Here is a 17,777-nt window from a genome sequence, read left to right as displayed (position 1 = left end):
CAGCGAATTCGATGTTGCGGTCCGGACAGTAGCAAGGCAGCGCTCGACTGTGGGGTCGATGTCGGAGACCGGGACGGGGTCGGAGTCGATGGCCTATCTCGACGAGTATTTGTCTTTCTACGTCCCGGTGAATGGACAAGGTATTACCGAGCCGCCGAGTTCGGTGTACGTCGGAGCTATCCACTTGGTAGGGAACATCATTGAGAACATCAGTGGTCCTGCCTGCGGATAGAGCTGGGCGCCTGATCAATGTGATCGATCAGGCGCCCAGATTGTTGCGGCACAACCCGCCGTTCTTACGCGGAGCTAGTCCCCACCGAGGACTGCGAGCCTGCGGCAATTCCGTGTCGGAGGCGAGTGATCTCGTTGCGTGCTTCGACAACTTCGGGACTGTCGAGACCCTTGCTGACAGCGAGGTCCCCACACAGATCCAATGCAGCGCGAACGATATGACGTCGTTGGCGTCGCTCGGCACGGGTCTGTGCAGCTCTGACGTAAGCGCGCTGTTGTCGCCACCCACCGGCAGCAGTAACTTCGTCGTCGGTCAACACTCCGGATTCGATTTCCGGAGCGAGAACATCACGGACGAAATGGGACTCGCGTGGGTGCGCCCAGACAAATGCGATCCACAATGCCGTCAAGGCGAAGATGATGTCGCCGACCATGACGACCAACACGATGGATGAGTTGCCGCCGGCGAGTGCCAGCATCGAGTCCCATACGCCGTGAATCAGAATCGGGGCCACGATCAACGCCAACCCGCGTCTGATTCTGCGAGGTTGTGCCGGGGTGCCGATCAGATAAATGACTCCGGCACAGAACAGTGCGGTGAAGAGAGGATGCGAAACGATGTCGGAGTATGCGCGAAGCGCAATGGAACCGATCAGCCCGTCGGTCTGGTGCGCGCCGAAACCTTGCGTCGCACCGACAACCGAGTACAAGAAGTCCTCGCTGGTTTGAAATCCCAGGCCGATGAACGCGCCGAGTAGCAGTCCGTCGGTTGCGGTGCGGACCAGTCGCGGCGCAAGAGCGAGGAGGACAACAATGCCGATGCCTTTCGCGGTTTCCTCCACGAACGGCGCCGAGAGTCCGGCATGCCAATCCTCCGCCCAAACCTGTCCGAACAGCTTCGAGTAGAGCGAACCGAGTGCGGAGTTACCGGAGATCGCGATGGTGAACGTCGCCGCGGAGGCTCCCCAGACGAAGCCGGTGAGTACCAATCCCACGGGTTGGCGTTCGTACCGGTCGATGTGCCGGAACCACCATGTCCACACCGCAGCACTGATGACGGAGACGACGCCGGCGACAAGGAGTGCTTGCCCGAAGTATCCCGAATAGGGCGCGAACATCTGCCAGGCTTTGACCACGCCGACGCCGCACATCCACAGGTATATCCAGAACACGACGTTGCGCGGCTGGATAAACCGGAACTTCTCGCCCCACGCCGTCGCCTCTAGTGCTTGGGAGCGTGTCTCGAGCAGGTCGGCGCTCACTTGGTATCTCCCTCAGTGGTGCCGAATGACGCGATCATATCGGCGATTTCTTGACTGTGACTTGCAATCTGGTCGGGCGGACCGACCACTTGCACCCGAATTCCCTTGTCACCGACGACAAAAGTCGCCATCGAACCCGCGGCGCGGGGCGTATCGAAGCGAATCTGGACGCCGGTCAAGCCACCATCGGTGGTGACTGGCTGCGGTGGGCTGGAGATGGCGAGTACAGAGCTTCCGTTTGTCGCAAGACTTACGGCGTCGACCTGTGAGAGAAGTTCGTCGGCGGTGCCGGTGAAGTCGTCAGCGTCGACGACGAAACTCACGCTGCCACCGGTCAATTCCACCCTCGGCACGGAACCGGACGCACTGCGTTGGTCGATGAGGAAGCCGCTATTGATATTCCAGCCCGCGGGCACAGTGAACGACACCGACTCGGTCACAGCCAGGCGGTCGCCGGCAACTGTCGGATCTTCCGACGACACAGCGGAATCGATGGCCGGAACGATCACAACCCACAGCAGCCACACGGCCAGAATTGCGACTGCGTGCGGAAACACGCGTGTGTCGAACCCGAGGAAGCGGTGATCGACTGGTGGCCGTCGTCGATGCGTTCTGTGTTCGTGTTTCGACGGGATACTCCCGATAATGCTCAAAATTCCTCGTTCCCATTGTGCCGAATGTGTATTGACTATCCCAGAAATGGGACGAATGGCGGGAACGGAGTGCGTGCCGTCACCTACCGCCCACCGAGAACGGCGGCACAGCGGGCAGTCCGGGTTATGCGATCGCGCATCTTGCGTGAGTCGACGTGCTCCTTGACGACGTGGTCCTTGACACAGCGTCAGTTACGGCGTTTGACTGAGATGCGCGCTCGTGTTGAATCGCCCGACAGTGTTCTGGGAGGTCGCCGCATGTATGGCATAGGTTTGACGAGTTCGGGACATCGATGCGGAGTGCGAGCCCGCCGCAAGGGCGTCTCGGTGCTGGCACTGGTCGGAGCCTGCCTCGTTTCTCTGGCAGTTCCCCAGACTGCCAGCAGCGAACCGGCCGCAGGAACCGTCGACACCGGGTTCGCGATCCCGTTTTCCGGGGCCCCTGGCTACGAGCACCTGGCACCGCCGCAGATGACCAGCCCGGATCAGCTCAACCAGCCACTCGGTCAGCAAGCGGCGGACGAGATTGCCGCCCAGATCGGGCTCGACAGCGAGGATGCGTTGTCGGAGCAGCAGTATCGCGACCTCGTCACGGGCGGTGGGGTCGGCGGCAGTCGCGAGGCCGCCGAGATTATCGACGAATGCGCCCGGATCCTCACCAATACAAACGGGCGTCCCCTCTATTCCACAAACGACGGCAACGTCACGTCGTCGGTTCTGGCCAGCTACGGGCTGTACGTGAATTACATTGGGCTGCTGGAGAGTCCGGCCAACGCGGACGCGCCGACGAGGCAGGTGAACTCCTTGATCGCTCCAGGCGGATTTGTGGGCACATGGATGAGGAACAACGGCGCAACACAAACCCTGGTTGCGCTCTATCAGTCGGCGTACACAGTGCAAGCGGTCTATGGCTTTGCATCGCAACAGATGTCGGGCACAGCGCAACTGGTGACCAACACCAAGGGAGGTGCGAGTTCAGAGGTCGGTATGTCGATGGCGCCGCCGCTTTGGATAGTGAACTTTGCGCTGCTCTACATATTGAAGCCCTCCCTGGCGGCTGCGATGCCTGCCCAGTGGGCTCCCATTCCTTCGGCGGTTGCCGACGCGATAACGTCGAGCCCTACCGGCCAGGTTCCTTTCAGCGACTATGCGTCCTATTTCGAGTGAACGCCAACTTTTTCCGACGTTCCGAGTCGCCCTCAGGATTCGACAGTTACCTTGACGACGTTGTCGTCGCCGTTGAATCGGACCGCCGGCCAGTATCCGTCCATGAAGTGTGAACCGCACGTATCTGCCAGATCAAGGACGACTTCGTTGTCGGGAAATACCTCCACTGCGTCGAGTGCCAGGTCTCGTAGTGCGTCGTCGAGTTCTTCCGTGGAAGTAGGGTCCTCGCTGAACTCGTAGACGACCGCTTCGGCGGCCTGGCGATGGAGGCGTTGGAGTTGATCGAAGACATGGTGCAAGCGGGGGAGCATGCCGCGTACGGCGTCGGAGTCGACGGAGTGGGCGATGAATCCAACGTCCCGCCCGTCGATGTTGCGGGTCAGACTGAAGTAGTCGTCGTCCAATCGCACGCCGTCGGACAAGATGTGATGCCCGCGGACAAAAGTGCCGAGCGTTTCGTCAACGATTGCGGAGCCGGAGTGTGTCGTCACGAGATCAGCTTAAAGTGCCCGTGTCGCAGTGAGGCCGATCGATTCGGTACCCGAGCCTTCCGGTATTGGCGCGGGTGGAATCGACGCCGCCGGCACCTTAATTCGAACTTGGTGGACTCGGGGTTTTCCCGGATGAAACGCAGGTGGTGAACCTCTACGCTACCGCCATGGACTTGATCGTCTGGATTATCGCGACGCCGATTCTTGCCGCAGCACTCGCGGTCGCCATGCGACGAACGCTGGGGGCGAAAGTCGGGTGGCCGCGAACACTGGTGGTCTCGGTGATAGCGCTCTCGGTGGGTGTTTCGCTGGCGAGCTACGTCGCAACGCTCGACGGAATTGCGAGCCCGGACGGTCAACTACTGGTGAGCGAGGGAATTGCGCTCACCTTCTTCGGAGTCGCCGCGCTCTGGGTTTTCGCGGCGTGCCTGGCCGCGTTGGTCTTCCTTGAAGTTGTCATTCCTACGGGGTCCGTACCCGGTGTGCCAGAAGCACTGCGGCGCAGCCGAAAATCGTGGCGCCGAACAAAGCGGTACGCCCAGATCGTGGGTATCTTCATGCGAGCGGGAGGTGGGTCGGCTCTCCGCGCCGGACCGTCCGCACCTCAGTTCGGGGACGCGCTGGTGGAGATCGTCAACCGATGCGGAGTCACTTTCGTCAAGTTGGGACAGATCCTCGGCACACGAGACGACCTCGTGCCACCCGAGCTCGCTCGCGCTCTCTCGACGCTCCAAAGTTCGGCTCGGCCGGCCGATCCTGACCGCATTGCAGGGCTGCTGGCATCGGAACTCGGCGACGTCCCCGAAGCGGTGTTCGCGTCGTTCGAAGTGGAACCATTCGCCGCTGCCTCTGTCGCACAGGTACATTCCGCGCGCTCCACTGAAGGCGTCGACGTCGTGGTGAAGGTTCAACGCCCCGATGCGAGCGCACAAGTGAGCGTGGATTGCGATATCTTCCTTCGCGTTTCATCCCTCGCGGAGACCCGTTTTCCCTGGGCACGCGATATCGGCGTTCACCGACTCGCCGGCGGGCTCGTCACGTCGCTGCTCGAAGAGCTCGACTACCGTACCGAGGCAGCGAATACCGGCGCGATTGCCTCCACCATGGCGAACCGCCCGGAAATCGTCGTTCCGCACGTCTACCTCGACCTCAGTAGCGGACGGGTGCTCGTGATGGAACGTCTTCACGGCACACCGCTTTCCGACGGTGAGGCCGCGCTCACCGGCCTCGATCGCGACACCCGCAGCAGCATTGCCAACGAACTTCTTGCGTCACTACTCGACGGGATCTTTGTCCACGGGGTGTTCCACGCGGACCTGCACCCCGGAAACATCATGATCCTCGATGACGGCCGGGTCGGGCTCCTCGACTTCGGCGCAGTGGGTGTTCTGGACGGCGAGACACGGATCTTGTTCGCCGTGCTCCTCAACGCCGCCCTCGCAGGTGATCCGGTGGCAACTGTCGACGCGATGTTGATGGCATTCGACGTACCGGCCGATGTGGAACGCGGAGCGCTGCGACACCAGGTGGGCCGCGAGATCACCCTGCTCAGTGTTCAACCCAATGTTTCCATGGCATCGTTCGCGCGAATGTTCACCGTGCTTCGAGATCATCGAATAGGAGTGCCGGGAGACGTTGCCGCCGCATTCCGTTCACTCGCGTCATTGGAGCGCGCCCTCCGGCTCCTGGATCCGCAGATCGACCTCGTCGCTGCTGTTCGAGCCGAAGTACCCCGACTGTTGACCCAGGTCGCCAGCCCGACTGCAGCCGCGCAGGCAATCCTGTCGACGACGGCGGTCACAACCGCGGTGGTCAGGCGTCTTCCTGGTCAGCTCGACCAGATCGCAACCTCCCTCGCGTCGGGAAGTTTCACTCTCCGCACCCGTTCTGTCGCACACCCCGACGACAGGCGATGGCTCCGACGGTCGGCGAACGACGCCCTGGGAATGGCGGCTGGAGTTACCGCGCTGATTGTCGCGGCGATCCTGCTGTTCGTACCTGGCGGACCACAACTCACACCTCAGCTGTCGGGCTACGCACTCGTGAGTGCGGTACTGGGCTTCGTAGGCGTCGTTCTGTGCATGCGGACCGTGTTCCGTTTGTTCACCCTCGACGGCAGGCGGTGAAACCTCACCTCCCGGGTTAACGTTGCCCAATTTCCCCGCAGGGCGAATGTGTTGCGGCGGAGTCAGTCCGGTGCCTTGTCATCGGGATCGGTCCGTGTCGTGCGTTTCCGTTCGGCGGCATTGCCCGGCACCGCCGCCGCCTCGCGCTCGGCGGCGATACGTTCTTCGAGACCGTCCACCAATTCGGACAGTTCACGGTCACGTTTGGTGGGCGTGATTACCTCGCCGGATGAATGTTCGTCAGCGGGATTATGCGACTGTGACTCGTTGTCGGGATTGGTCGTCGTCTCGTCATCGAACTGTGCGCTCAACGTCATCGCCTCCTTGATCTCTGCCCGCGACTCTACGACTCCTACGACGCGTGAGCATCGGTGCTGGTCGGTGCTAGCGCGAAGGGATCGGGTAATGCCGCCGACCGAACTCTTCGACACATCCGAGCGGTTGTTCCGCTGCAGAATGGGTACGTTCGCGCACGAGACGTATACACCTTCGAGGCAGTCTCACTGATCGGAATGGAAAAGTTGTATCAAGAGTCACATTGTTACCGTTTTCGAGCGATATCGACCCAAGAGGAGCATGAATGCGGACAACGGTGAGACCAACTAGGCCGCTGGCAGGCTACGCCGAACGTCGATACGAACGGTCCCGACCGGTTTGGCTCATACTGACCGTGCTGATCACGGTCGAGGTGATCAGCGCATTCGAGACTTCGATGATGTATGCGGCGCTGCCGACTTTCGCCGAGATCTTCGACGCCGACGCTTCGGCTGTGGGATGGTCCGTCACCGCGTTCCTGCTGGTCGCGGCATCCTCTGCTGCAGTATGCGGCAGGCTCGGAGATATGTACGGGCGCGAACGCGTGCTGATGGTCGTACTGGCATTCGCCACAGTCGGCTCGATTGTGAGCATGGCGGTCGGAACGCTCGAGGGCATCATTATCGGGCGTGCCATCCAAGGCGTCGCGGGGGCGATTCTGCCGCTGTGCATCGGTTTGGCCCGCGAGCATCTGCCCGTGGAGAAGGTTGCGATGGCTGTTGCGCTGATCGCCGGATCTGCCATTGCCGCCGGTGCGGCGTCGCTGGTCGTTGCGGGTGTGATCATCGACCTCGGCGATTGGCGGTACATCTTTGTCGTCACTGCCGCCTACGCCGTCGTCTGCATCATCCTGGTTGAAGTTGTATTACCGTGGCGCCGTCGGACTTACCATCGACAGCCTGTTGATTTCGCTGGAGCCGTGGCGCTAGCCGTCGCAGTGGCGTCAATCTTGTTGGGGCTCACGCAAGGAAAGTCGTGGGGCTGGGACGATCTTCGGGTACTCAGCCTCTTGCTCGTCGGCGCCGTCATCTTTGCCTGGTGGGTGAGGTGGGAGTTGAACTGCGCGTCCCCAATTGTCAACTTGCGCTTGCTTGCTGAACGCAACATCGCTTTGACCATGCTCAGCACGATCGCTCTCGGGCTCGGTCCCATCGGTGTGGTCACCATGCTCATTCCGATCATCATGCAATCTCCGAAAACCTCACCGTTCGGGCTCGGGCTTTCACCTACCACCGCCGGTCTCCTGTCGTTCATCGGCGCGATGGTCGGCATGTTGTTCACACCGCTCGCCGGAAAATTGGCAGCGTCGGTCGGCGCCCGCACCGCGTTGCTGATCGGAACCGCGTTGTTCCTCGGGGCATGTTCCGGTTTTCTCGTGTTCCACGGTTCAGTAGTCGGAATGACAATGCTGATCGTGGTCGTCTCGATCGCAACGGCCTTTGCGTACACGGCGTTGTCGAATCTCCTCGTGGAATTCGTTCCCGAACACAGCACCAGCGAGACCGTCGGTAGTCAGTCGGTTGTGCGAACTGCAGCGATGGCCGTCGGAACGTCGATTACGACAGTTCTGCTCGCATCTCTCGTGGTTCCCGGAACGTCGACACCGACAGTTGCCGCGCTCGGTGCTGTCTGCGCGATGCTCGTGGCTATGTGTGTCGTCACGATCATTCTTGCTCTCGGGATCAGGTACGAAAAGCGCTGACATGCAGGTCATGATTCGGCTGTGACGGCCGCAACGCACTAACAATCCGCGCAAAAAATCCCGCTGACTGGGCATCCGGACCATCTTGCGCTGCGCCTGCCCTAGCGTTCTACCTCGATAAACCACGTGAAGGGATTTGTTCAATGGCTAAGAATCAGGCACCCCCCGCGACACGGGCCGACGACATCACAGTCGACCTGCTGGTAATCGGGTCCGGTACCGGCATGGCTGCCGCCCTCACCGCAAACGAGCTCGGCTTGTCCACGCTGATCGTGGAGAAGACGCAGTACGTGGGCGGTTCGACGGCGCGGTCCGGTGGGGCGTTCTGGATGCCTGCCAACCCGGTACTTGCAGCTGCCAATGCGGGCGACACCGTTGAGCGCGCGAAGACGTATGTGCGTGCGGTGGTCGGTGATACGGCACCAGCCGAACGTGGCGAGGCATTTGTCGACCATGGTGGCGCCACGATCGACATGCTCTCCCGCACGACGCCCATGAAGTTCTTCTGGGCCAAGGAATACTCCGACTACCACCCCGAACTGCCGGGCGGTAGCGCTGCAGGCCGCACCTGCGAGTGCCAGCCGTTCGACGCTTCGGTGCTGGGAGAGGAACGCGGCCGCCTGCGCCCCGGTTTGATGGAAGCCGGGCTGCCGATGCCGGTGACCGGTGCGGACTACAAGTGGATGAACCTGATGGCGAAGAAGCCCACCAAGGCTTTCCCGCGCATCATCCGCCGCTTGTCGCAGGGCGTTTTCGGTAAGTACGTCCTCAAGCGTGAATACATTGCGGGCGGTCAGGCGCTGGCCGCCGGCCTGTTTGCCGGTGTGGTTCAGGCAGGCATTCCAGTGTGGACGGAAACGTCGTTGGTTCGGCTGATCACCGAAGGTGACCGCGTAACCGGTGCAGTAGTCGTGCAAGACGGACGTGAGGTGACTGTGACGGCCCGGCGCGGTGTCGTGCTGGCCGCCGGCGGCTTCGATCACAACATGGAGTGGCGCCACAAGTACCAGTCGGAGAGCCTCGGTGAGCACGAGAGCCTCGGCGCCGAGGGCAACACCGGCGAGGCTATCGAGGTCGCGCAGGAACTGGGCGCAGACATCGGCTTGATGGACCAGTCGTGGTGGTTCCCGGCGGTCGCGAGCATCAAGGGACGCCCACCGATGGTGATGCTCGCCGAGCGTGCGCTGCCTGGCTCGTTCATCGTCGACCACACCGGTCGACGCTTCGTCAACGAGGCCACCGACTACATGACGTTCGGTCAGTGTGTGCTCGACCGGGAGAAGGCGGGCGACCCCGCAGAATCCATGTGGATCGTCTTCGACCAGGAGTACCGCAACAGCTACGTGTTCGCCGGCGGCATCTTCCCGCGCCAGCCCCTTCCGCCGTCGTTCTTCGAGGAGGGTATCGCGCATCAGGCGAGCAGCCCGACCGAACTCGCCCGTAAGGCCGGTCTGCCCGAAGATGCGTTCGCTGAGGCGTTCCAGAAGTTCAACGATGCCGCAGCAGCCGGTAGTGACGGCGAATTCGGCCGCGGCGGAAGCGCATACGACCGGTACTACGGCGACCCGACAGTGTCCCCGAACCCGAACCTGAGGCCGCTCGACAAGAACGCTCTCTACGCGGTGAAGATGACATTGAGTGACCTCGGCACGTGCGGCGGCGTGCGCGCCGACGACCACGCTCGAGTCCTCCGCGAGGACGGCAGCTCCATCGACGGGCTGTACGCGATCGGCAACACCGCTGCGAATGCGTTCGGCCACTCCTACCCGGGCGCGGGCGCGACGATCGGCCAGGGACTGGTTTACGGCTACATCGCAGCGCATCACGCAGCGAAGCGGTAGTTCAGCCAAGCAATAGCACCACCGAACGGGAGATCAGCGCACGTTTCCGACGCCGGAACGTGCCCTGGTCTCCCGTTCGGCATGCAAGGCTCCGAGCACCGTCATCTTCTCGATGATTTGATTCGATTGTTGCTTGGCAGACGCCCGATTGGGTACGTATGTGGTGGTCCAGTGCACTCACCGATCTCGGCGGCACCGACAATGCTCGAATTCGCCAGGCAATCCGGTGACGACCGAATCGGAAAGCGTCTGTACCCCTGCCATACATACATACGGATCGGAAGGGCAACCTTTGCCCTCCGCTCCGGTCGAGGAGATGAATCACATGTCATCATCTACCCACGCACCGATGCACACTCACCCTGACATCATTGCACTGCGCGAGCGCTACGATCAGGCCGCCGAACAACCAACCGCCCAAGTTGTCGAAGGGCTGATGTTGTTGTCCGGACTGTACGCAGCGGCGTCCGCGTGGATCATCGGTTTCACCGCTCAAACCAACCTCAGTGTCACTAACTTGATCTGTGGTGCTGCGATCGGGTTGCTTGCGGTGGCTTTCGGATCCGCTTACGGCCGCACCCACCGCATGACATTCGTTGCACCGTTACTCGGGATTTGGCTGATCGTCTCGCCTTGGATCGTTGCGGGTGTCGATACCAGCACTTCCATGATCTGGTCCAATGTGGTTGTGGGAGCGCTTGTCTGCGTTCTAGGTCTCGCCACAGCTGCACTGGGAATGGGGCGCGGTCTTGCGCGACGCGAACCGAAACCGCAGTGACTACCGACACGGGTATTTCGCCAGGGCGAAAGTCACGAAGTGCGGTGTCGTCGATTGGTTGAACGACGAACACGGGTTCGGGTCGATTTCGCACACCCACCACAGGCTCGGAATGTCCGTATCACTGACGTTGCCGGCTCGGGTAATGGTCGTCACCCGAGCCGGGAGCGCAGGATCGAAGGGAGTACGGGTGTAGGTCGTCCAGGTGTCGGAAGTGATCTCTCTGGGCGTTGAGGCAAGCGACACGTCGAAATGCCAAGGGGCCGTTGCTGTTGATCGGGCAAGCACGTCTACCGATGTGGTGGCCGGATGTGATGTTCAGGCAGGCGTCGCGAGTGCCCATCTGACCTTCTCGCCGGCCCTGGCGTCGGGCATCGAGCTGTTTAGTCGGGCATAAGCTGTCCATAGCGATGAACGACCGTACGTTGCACACCTAAGTCCGGATATTTTTGGTATACAGCCTGATTGGTGGGCAGTTTGGTCTCGCGGTCGCTGGTTATGTGCCGTCGACATCGACGGACGTGGGAGTAGGCATGAATCCAGACCCTTTCTCAATTTTCCGCGCCCCTCTGAACCCGACAACTTCATGCGGTGGTTGCCTGTTGCCGAGATGATTCGGTGATGATCGCCGGGATCGCACAGGATGAACACAATTTGTGGAAATCGTGTGGGCAAGCCTACGGAAGGTGTATCAGCTGCCTCGCAAGAGTGAAGAGTCGGCGACCGAGCCTGATGACGGGGATCCCCAGAGGAATCAGAATCACCGTCACGCACAGTACGGCACCGACAAGCCACACCACGGTCGCAAGGATTCCGAGCACTGTGCCGAGCACAGCCATGACGATCCCTAGCAGCGCGTCGAACAAACCACGGAGCACACGCATGATGACCTCCTGTCTCCAGTCTCCGCTTTTCCGGACCTGGACGCACTGTCGCCGCAGGTTCTTTTGTCAGCCAACTGGATTGGACGCGATCTCGCCGCGAAGTCAACCCAATCGCGTATGTAAGCGCGCACCTTCGAGTGGTCGGGCCGTCGTCATTCGCTCGTGTCGCGAGCTTCTCACCTATGGCCCACCGTTCTCGGTTCATTGCTTCGATCTACGGTGTTGACGCGCAACGGAATGCCGCGTTGACTGGGCATTACTCTCTGGCCGGGAGGCCAACATGATCATCGTCTTCATGTACGTTCCGGCGGAGGCGCCTGGCGAAACCCGTTCGACCGACGATCATCGAGAAGAAGGAACCGCCATGAGCATCGTGAAGAGAATCAGGCACAAGGCAGAAACCGCCGAGGGGGTCATCAAGAAGACCGTCGGCAAGAGCTTGGGAAACGAAAAGATGGAGGCCGAGGGAAGGTCTGAACAGGCCAAAGGCCAGGCAAAACAGACCGGCGACAAGCTCAAACAGGCGGGACGAAAGTTCAGGGACGCCTTCAAACATTGACCCACCCCTCTTTCGAAGTTTGCTACCGGGGTACATCAGTGGTGCGAAGGTGAGGCGAATGGTGCGAATACCTGTGAGTGGGCGAAAAGCATGAGTGGACAGCAGAATACGAGCAGCCGAATCGCTACCAGTGCAACACGAGACGCACCTCCTCGTTCAGCGGTGCGGTCTCGCGACAAACGCGACATGTGCAACGGAGAGATACACATCCGTTGCGGCGCGGACTGAGCGCAAAAACGAAAGTCACTCTCATCGTCCTGCTTGTCCTTGCGCTCCTCCTCAGGCCAGTGCTGCTCGTCGTTCTCTTGCTGGCACTCATTGTTACGGGGTTGGTCGCGGCGGTTCGCGCCGATGGAAAAGGGTGATGTTCGAGATCCATGGGCGGTAGTGATCGCCGGTGGCCAACACCCCTGCTGTAAAGCGATACCGGACATCAATCCTGTCGTGGGTGCAAGGCCTCGTTCATGTTCTCCACCCCGCGCGCATGCGTCGACAGATCCGCCCGTGCGGTACGCACCGTAGTACCGCGACTTCGCGATCCTGGCCCCGTGAAGTCCTCATCCGACCTCGATACGTCGCGGTCGAGACCCTCCTGAGACGCTTCGAACTCCTCCCGGTCCAACTGGGCGCGGAGCAAGGAGTCGGATTTCGGGGTATTTCGCATAGGAGCATTGTTCCAGACGCCACTGGAAAATTTCTGTAGCGACGAGGGTAGACATTTGGTTCAAGTCGTTGTAAGTTTTCTCTTGTAAGGAAGAAAGAACCAAGAAGTGCGGGAGAAATGAACTACCCGCAAGCGGTACCGCAGGGCAGGGTCGCGTCGAGGCCGTTGGTTGTGTTGTCAGTGTGTACGACCTCGGCAGCCCCTTGAGAGCGGCTACCGGACAGCATGTTTGGGTCCGGGAGCTCGAAAGAGTGCAGTTGTGTAATGGAAGTTCAACCCCGACCCCCGGCGGCCTCTACGGCGCCGGGGGTCCCGTCCGTTAACAGAAAGAGGCCACTCATTCCGGCTGACCTCCCTGACAGTGCGCTGTCCGACAAGTTCGACGACGAGGACTATCCGGCCTACAGCATGGGCCAGGCCGCAGATATCCTCGGTGTCAGGCAAGCTTTCCTACGCAGTCTCGACGCCGCTAAGCTCCTCGCTCCGCAACGGTCCGAGGGAGGGCATCGCCGTTACTCTCGCTACCAACTCCGGATCGCTGCGCGCGCTCACGAGCTTGTCGCCAATGGCACGGCTCTGGACTCGGCGTGCCGCATCATCATCCTCGAAGATCAACTTGCCGAAGCGCGTCGTATCAATGCCGAACTCCAGCAAGCCCGCCACACCGAGAACGACGCCGGCACCGCGCCCGAATAACACCGCGCCGGACTGCCGCCGGTCAGCTCGCGGCGATGTCCCAGATCTGGCCGTGCCGTCGTTGCCTGTCGCTCACGTGGATGTGTTCACGCCCACTCTGCTACAGCTTTTGTGTCGAGGTCGGGAGCGTTGCGCTGCCGTCGATTCGTCCTTCGTCCCCGTCCTCTGACGTTCATCCACGCATTCCGTCACGTTGGTGCAGGGTTTCAGGAATTGTGGGATGGGTAACAGTGGGGAAGGTGGGTTGAATAATAGGAGTGACATGGATCCAGTTGTTTGGACGGAATCCGACGAACGCGAGTCCTGGTGGCGTGAAGTTCTGGGAATCGACAGATGCGGGCAGGAGTAAGCGATCGCGGGCATGGTCCAGCGTTCGCCGCGTAGCAGACGACATTTAGGGGGAGACCGCTCGTGAACCGTCGCGTCGGCATCCCAGTCGAAAGAGATAAGTGCAGTTGACGGCATTATTCGAGAAAAACCCGATTGTCCGCTCTGGTTCTCACGCAGCAGTGTGACGCGCATCGACGCAGCTGAAAACGGGTACCGAAACAGGTAATTCAACCGGTACGGGTAGGTACCCCCTTGCCTCGCTGAATCAGCAACGAAACCAAACAGCGGGTTTTAATCGGCGTCTTCGCTTGACTTCCGAACTCGGGGCACTCGCCGAGCCTTCCGAGGGTGCAGTCTTTGGAGCAGAACGCGTTGCTCGCCGCGAGTAGCATCTATGTCGCGGCGTCGCTGCCCGGTGTCATCCGAATTGAATTGGCACGCATCAGATTTGGATTCTGTTATGAACGAGCCCAGCTGATGGAGCTTTCGTTATCGGATTGGTATCACGGTGAGCTGGAGCAGTGGTAAAGGCCTCCCGGCATTGCGTATTCCGATCGCACGGATTTGCCTAGAAATCGTGCTCAGTTCGAGGTCGTGAGCGATCGTTGAGTCGCGATATCGACCGGTCGGGTCGAAATCACCAAGTCAGGTATGCGCCTGGGTAATTCAGCCGTCGCACGCAGCTTCTGGAAGCGGCATCGTATGGAGTGCTTCCGTCCGCAACGCAAGGATCTGCATGTTTCACCCCCTGAATCCCGACAACCTGGGTAGACACCCGCCCGCCGTTGAGCAGTCTTCGAAGAGCTATCGGTTTGGTGAGGTGGCTTCGAAGCCCCCGACGCAGGATCGGGTCCAACGCCGTTTCGCTCTGGATCCAAGTTCGGTCAGGGCTGTCGCCAGCAGATAGCGAGTGTCTCGGACCCACCGTCCTCCCGCGCGGTTTCACGGCGCAACAGTTGGACGTTCGCTTGATATCCACGTGGCCGTGGTCATGAGAGTCCTAAGTGCACTCTCGCCACGGTGCGTCTCCAAAGTCTTCCCAACGGGGTTGGTGCTGAAAGCCACGCGGCTCAGCACGCACTGAGTGCCGCCTGCATGCACCTGCTCCGACCACATCAGTCAAGGAAAATATGAGTAAGCACAACAAACGCAAGACCTCCACCACAATTCGTTTCATCGCCGTAACTGCAGGAGTGGGCTCTCTCGTGGGCGCCGGGGCAGTAGTGAATTCCGGTATGGCCGGTGCACAAAGCTGGTCGGCGAGCTGTAACTGGGAGTGGCCGGTAAATGGCTCACTCTCGCAGGGCTACCACGGCGGGCACGACGGCGTCGACTTTGCCGTTAACGTCGGCACGGTGCTCCATGCGCCTACGTCGGGCACGATCTCTGTTGCCGGACCGAACGATCCGGGTGGATACGGCACGTACATCCAGTTGGAAGCAGATTCGGGCGAGCAGATCCAGATGGGTCACCTCTCCGAAACGTGGGTCGGTGTCGGACAGCGCGTTGCGGTCGGCGACCAGATCGGCGCAACGGGCAACACCGGTAGCTCCACCGGTCCACACTTGCATCTCCGCATTCACAGTGGCGGGGCCGTCGATCCCATGTCCTTCCTGAGTTCGGTCGGCGCGTGTGACACCGGTCTGAGCAGTGCGCCTGCACCTGCACCCGAACCTGAACTTGCGCCTGCACCCGCACCAGAACCGGAACCGGAACTCGCGGCCGCGCCTGCACCGGAACTCGCGGCCGCGCCTGCACCGGAACTCGCGCCTGCACCGGAACCCGTGCCCGCCGCGGATCCGGCTCCGGTTGTCGAGTCTGAGGTATCCGAACCAGCACCGGTAGAAAGCATTCCGGAGGTAGAGGCTCCCGTATCGGGCGAATCGGTGGTTGTTGCAGCCGGCGATACTTTGTTCGAGATCGGTGCAGAGCGAGGCCTCACCTGGCAGGCGGTCTGGGACATGAACCCCCAGATCGTTGATCCTGACCAGATCTTCGTTGGTGACGTAATCAACCTGTAAGTTCATCGCGTCCATCTGGTTCAGCAGCGAGGCGAATTCAGAGTTCCAGTCGATGCGCGTGAGTGCTGCAGCCGGGCCGTACATTACGGCCCGGCTGCTGTCGTGCTCGGCGGCGAAACGTAGTTCAGATATTGCTGAAATCGGAGATCACTTGATCAAATGCACCCGTGCGCCCGGGTGTCACGACTTTTTCGAAAATCGTCAGTACGCACTCGTCGAGAGCATCCACTACCGCGAGCGATTTTCGGGTGACGGTGTTTCTGCGGGACCAGCGTCCACGTTCCATGCGCGCCAAAGGGATTCCGTCACGCAGCGCCGTTGCCTTTCGGCCTGATGTGTGTGCGAAGAGATACGTCCGGTCTGCGATCGCGACTTCACATCGTTTGTTTCTCCGGCGCATCGCCTTTGGCTTCTGATCGAGGAATGTGCCGATCGTGCCGTCGGGCAAGCGGAGTACAGCAGGATGGCCTTTGCGGGGCGTCAGCGTGTCGCGATCGATCCCGTCGACAGGGGTCGGAAACAACTCGCCACGCAGGATCCCCGCGGGGTCGAATATCGTTATTGTCGAGTCTTCTTCGGCAACTTTGACGAACCACCCGGTTTCTGTGGGCCTGTAATTCCAATTCATGCGGGGGATTATTCCTTCTCCCTTCAGGCCTGCCCCGGGTTGGTGACGTTGCCGAAACCGTACGTCGTTTGACGGGCGTTGTGGCAGCGTGTGACTGTGCCTACTTATCACGACTATTTATGGCTTCAGCCGTACCTGGACAAGCGATTCGCCTTCGGATACTGCGCTGCTGTCATCCCCGGTCGCTCTCCGGCAGAGGTATTGAGTCTTCTTGGTGCCGCGAGTTCGCACTCGGACTCGGACGTGCACTTGGAGGCAGTTGGCGTTGCCGAGGTCGGCGAGGTGGAGCTAGACCTCGCGGATCAGGCCGTCGCAAGCGGACTCGGCAGTCTGCATGTGATCGCGGTTGCAGCGATAGACGGCGATGACACGTTGTTGATCCAGCTCAACGGCGGGTCCTTCGCTGTCACCGAAGCGCTGATGCGGCCGCTGCTACCCGATCGCGAGGTGGTAGCGCACTCTCTCAGCGTCAATGCCGACAGTCAGTTCATCTGGTGGTCGAACTGCGAACGTGTGGCCGCGTTCGAACTGTTTGGATCCGGCCCGGTGATCGGGGACGAGCGAGTCGTGGATCTGATCTGGGAAGTCGGTGGAATCGGAATCGACGACGATGCGCTCAACGAACCGGGCGAGCATGCCATGGAAGGCGCTTTTGCTTTGGCCGAGCGGATCACCGGTGTGGCTGTAACCGCCGAATTGTTTGAGGCAGGACCATTTACGGTCGCAGTTGTACCCGGCGAGGGGCGGACCCTCCAGGTGGATCGTCCCGCTGCCCCGATACAGAACCCACCCTCGCAGTGGCGCGAGGTAGCGCGACGCTACAAGGCTGCGGAGCGGATTCCGCTGCACGGAATGATGTTCAAGGAGCGGCCTCCTGGCGGTCGCCCCAGCGCGGAACTCGAATTCTGGTTCAAACCTCGCACCTGTATCCGTCTGGCTGACGACGAAGGAGTGCTCTTTCTGCAGAACCGGCAGAAGCAAACATGGTTCCGCACCGACGGTGTGCTCGAAGTACGAAGCGGTGGTTACGGTCTCGATATTCACATCACGCAACTTCTCCAGATACACAGGACTTGGCCGGACGCTCGATTCGCCGACCTTCTTCCGCCGGATACGGCCGGCCGGGCAGTAGAGGTCAATGGGCGGCGCGCGTGGGAGTTCGAGATGCCGCCGGACTGGGCCGGTCTTGATTCCACTGTTGCGTTCGACGAGGAAACCGGAATTCCGTTGCGGTGGAAAAATAAAACGTGCACCCATGAGATATCGGAGCTGGAAACCGGGATCGACATGGGCGACGGCTTTTTCACCGGTCCGTGACAGCATATGTTGGGGAGCATGGAGGGCGAGGGACGTATACCGTGTCTGGCGAGCAATCAACAACTGAACCGGTGCCGACCTGGTTTCGGTCGGCACCGGTGCGGAATCGGAA

Annotated in this window: 15 protein-coding genes; 9 read left to right on the top strand and 6 right to left on the bottom strand. The window is 60.8% G+C overall.

Features of this window, described 5'->3' with window-relative positions:
• Window positions 1-296: 296 nt before the first annotated feature.
• A complete protein-coding gene (locus C7T36_RS07510) occupies window positions 297-1,493 on the bottom strand; it encodes a PrsW family intramembrane metalloprotease (RefSeq protein ID WP_045064445.1) in 1,197 nt (398 codons plus the stop codon).
• Window positions 1,490-2,050, bottom strand: a complete 561-nt coding sequence (locus tag C7T36_RS07505) for a hypothetical protein (protein WP_239654614.1) — start codon at window positions 2,048-2,050, stop codon at window positions 1,490-1,492. The genes C7T36_RS07510 and C7T36_RS07505 overlap by 4 nt, the downstream gene beginning before the upstream one ends.
• 354 nt (window positions 2,051-2,404) lie before the next feature.
• Here C7T36_RS07505 and C7T36_RS07500 point away from each other — a divergent pair, with 354 nt between their 5' ends.
• Complete coding sequence (locus tag C7T36_RS07500; protein WP_045066652.1) at window positions 2,405-3,313, top strand: hypothetical protein; 909 nt, start codon at window positions 2,405-2,407, stop codon at window positions 3,311-3,313.
• A gap of 32 nt (window positions 3,314-3,345) precedes the next feature.
• Here the strand turns inward: C7T36_RS07500 and C7T36_RS07495 are convergent, their stop codons facing one another.
• Window positions 3,346-3,804, bottom strand: coding sequence for a hypothetical protein (locus C7T36_RS07495; protein WP_052683332.1), 459 nt, complete (start codon window positions 3,802-3,804; stop codon window positions 3,346-3,348).
• Window positions 3,805-3,971: 167 nt separating this feature from the next.
• Between C7T36_RS07495 and C7T36_RS07490 the strand changes: the two genes are divergently transcribed.
• Window positions 3,972-5,930: an AarF/ABC1/UbiB kinase family protein gene (locus C7T36_RS07490; protein WP_239654613.1), complete on the top strand. Its 1,959-nt coding sequence runs from the start codon at window positions 3,972-3,974 to the stop codon at window positions 5,928-5,930.
• A gap of 62 nt (window positions 5,931-5,992) precedes the next feature.
• On the opposite strand, the gene C7T36_RS07485 is transcribed toward C7T36_RS07490, so the two are convergent.
• Window positions 5,993-6,247, bottom strand: a complete 255-nt coding sequence (locus C7T36_RS07485) for a hypothetical protein (RefSeq protein ID WP_106939700.1) — start codon at window positions 6,245-6,247, stop codon at window positions 5,993-5,995.
• 263 nt (window positions 6,248-6,510) lie between these two features.
• Between C7T36_RS07485 and C7T36_RS07480 the strand changes: the two genes are divergently transcribed.
• From C7T36_RS07480 to C7T36_RS07470, 3 genes are all read left to right on the top strand, one after another.
• Window positions 6,511-7,947 carry an MFS transporter gene (locus C7T36_RS07480; RefSeq protein ID WP_106939699.1) on the top strand — a complete coding sequence of 479 codons (1,437 nt, stop codon included), beginning with the start codon at window positions 6,511-6,513 and terminating at the stop codon, window positions 7,945-7,947.
• Window positions 7,948-8,090: 143 nt separating this feature from the next.
• On the top strand, window positions 8,091-9,788 hold the full coding sequence (locus C7T36_RS07475) for a 3-ketosteroid-delta-1-dehydrogenase (protein ID WP_033231617.1): 1,698 nt from the start codon (window positions 8,091-8,093) through the stop codon (window positions 9,786-9,788).
• A gap of 325 nt (window positions 9,789-10,113) precedes the next feature.
• On the top strand, window positions 10,114-10,566 hold the full coding sequence (locus C7T36_RS07470) for an SPW repeat protein (protein ID WP_181317470.1): 453 nt from the start codon (window positions 10,114-10,116) through the stop codon (window positions 10,564-10,566).
• A 677-nt stretch (window positions 10,567-11,243) separates the two neighbouring features.
• Here C7T36_RS07470 and C7T36_RS07460 read toward each other — a convergent pair.
• A complete protein-coding gene (locus tag C7T36_RS07460) occupies window positions 11,244-11,450 on the bottom strand; it encodes a hypothetical protein (RefSeq protein WP_045064436.1) in 207 nt (68 codons plus the stop codon).
• Window positions 11,451-11,814: 364 nt separating this feature from the next.
• Here C7T36_RS07460 and C7T36_RS07455 point away from each other — a divergent pair, with 364 nt between their 5' ends.
• The 3 genes from C7T36_RS07455 to C7T36_RS07435 all read left to right on the top strand — a co-directional run bounded on the left by C7T36_RS07455 (window position 11,815) and on the right by C7T36_RS07435 (window position 15,720).
• Window positions 11,815-12,009 (top strand): CsbD family protein, encoded by a 195-nt coding sequence (locus tag C7T36_RS07455; protein WP_033231811.1) that lies wholly within the window; start codon window positions 11,815-11,817, stop codon window positions 12,007-12,009.
• A 928-nt stretch (window positions 12,010-12,937) separates the two neighbouring features.
• Window positions 12,938-13,369, top strand: coding sequence for a MerR family transcriptional regulator (locus C7T36_RS07445; protein WP_372472308.1), 432 nt, complete (start codon window positions 12,938-12,940; stop codon window positions 13,367-13,369).
• A 1,460-nt stretch (window positions 13,370-14,829) separates the two neighbouring features.
• Window positions 14,830-15,720 (top strand): M23 family metallopeptidase, encoded by an 891-nt coding sequence (locus C7T36_RS07435; RefSeq protein WP_202026118.1) that lies wholly within the window; start codon window positions 14,830-14,832, stop codon window positions 15,718-15,720.
• A gap of 124 nt (window positions 15,721-15,844) precedes the next feature.
• On the opposite strand, the gene C7T36_RS07430 is transcribed toward C7T36_RS07435, so the two are convergent.
• A complete protein-coding gene (locus C7T36_RS07430; protein WP_045064432.1) occupies window positions 15,845-16,348 on the bottom strand; it encodes a hypothetical protein in 504 nt (167 codons plus the stop codon).
• A 96-nt stretch (window positions 16,349-16,444) separates the two neighbouring features.
• Here C7T36_RS07430 and C7T36_RS07425 point away from each other — a divergent pair, with 96 nt between their 5' ends.
• The gene (locus C7T36_RS07425) at window positions 16,445-17,665 is read left to right on the top strand and encodes a DUF6461 domain-containing protein (RefSeq protein WP_146153434.1); all 1,221 of its coding nucleotides are present in this window, start codon (window positions 16,445-16,447) and stop codon (window positions 17,663-17,665) included.
• The last annotated feature ends 112 nt before the right edge of the window (window positions 17,666-17,777 follow it).

This window comes from Rhodococcus sp. AD45-ID (genome assembly GCF_003023755.1).
Classification (GTDB): Bacteria; Actinomycetota; Actinomycetes; order Mycobacteriales; family Mycobacteriaceae; genus Rhodococcus_F; species Rhodococcus_F globerula.
The sequence above is the reverse complement of the archived record's forward strand: the minus strand, read 5'-3'. Positions and strand labels throughout refer to the sequence as shown.

Excerpts from the sequence above, each read along its gene's own strand:
- C7T36_RS07475 (WP_033231617.1), top strand. The coding sequence starts at position 8,091 with ATGGCTAAGAATCAGGCACCCCCCGCGACACGGGCCGACGACATCACA.
- C7T36_RS07430 (WP_045064432.1), bottom strand. The coding sequence starts at position 16,348 with ATGAATTGGAATTACAGGCCCACAGAAACCGGGTGGTTCGTCAAAGTT.
- C7T36_RS07470 (WP_181317470.1), top strand. The coding sequence starts at position 10,114 with ATGTCATCATCTACCCACGCACCGATGCACACTCACCCTGACATCATT.
- C7T36_RS07485 (WP_106939700.1), bottom strand. The coding sequence starts at position 6,247 with ATGACGTTGAGCGCACAGTTCGATGACGAGACGACGACCAATCCCGAC.
- C7T36_RS07455 (WP_033231811.1), top strand. The coding sequence starts at position 11,815 with ATGAGCATCGTGAAGAGAATCAGGCACAAGGCAGAAACCGCCGAGGGG.
- C7T36_RS07490 (WP_239654613.1), top strand. The coding sequence starts at position 3,972 with ATGGACTTGATCGTCTGGATTATCGCGACGCCGATTCTTGCCGCAGCA.
- C7T36_RS07500 (WP_045066652.1), top strand. The coding sequence starts at position 2,405 with ATGTATGGCATAGGTTTGACGAGTTCGGGACATCGATGCGGAGTGCGA.
- C7T36_RS07480 (WP_106939699.1), top strand. The coding sequence starts at position 6,511 with ATGCGGACAACGGTGAGACCAACTAGGCCGCTGGCAGGCTACGCCGAA.
- C7T36_RS07460 (WP_045064436.1), bottom strand. The coding sequence starts at position 11,450 with ATGCGTGTGCTCCGTGGTTTGTTCGACGCGCTGCTAGGGATCGTCATG.
- C7T36_RS07435 (WP_202026118.1), top strand. The coding sequence starts at position 14,830 with ATGAGTAAGCACAACAAACGCAAGACCTCCACCACAATTCGTTTCATC.
- C7T36_RS07445 (WP_372472308.1), top strand. The coding sequence starts at position 12,938 with ATGGAAGTTCAACCCCGACCCCCGGCGGCCTCTACGGCGCCGGGGGTC.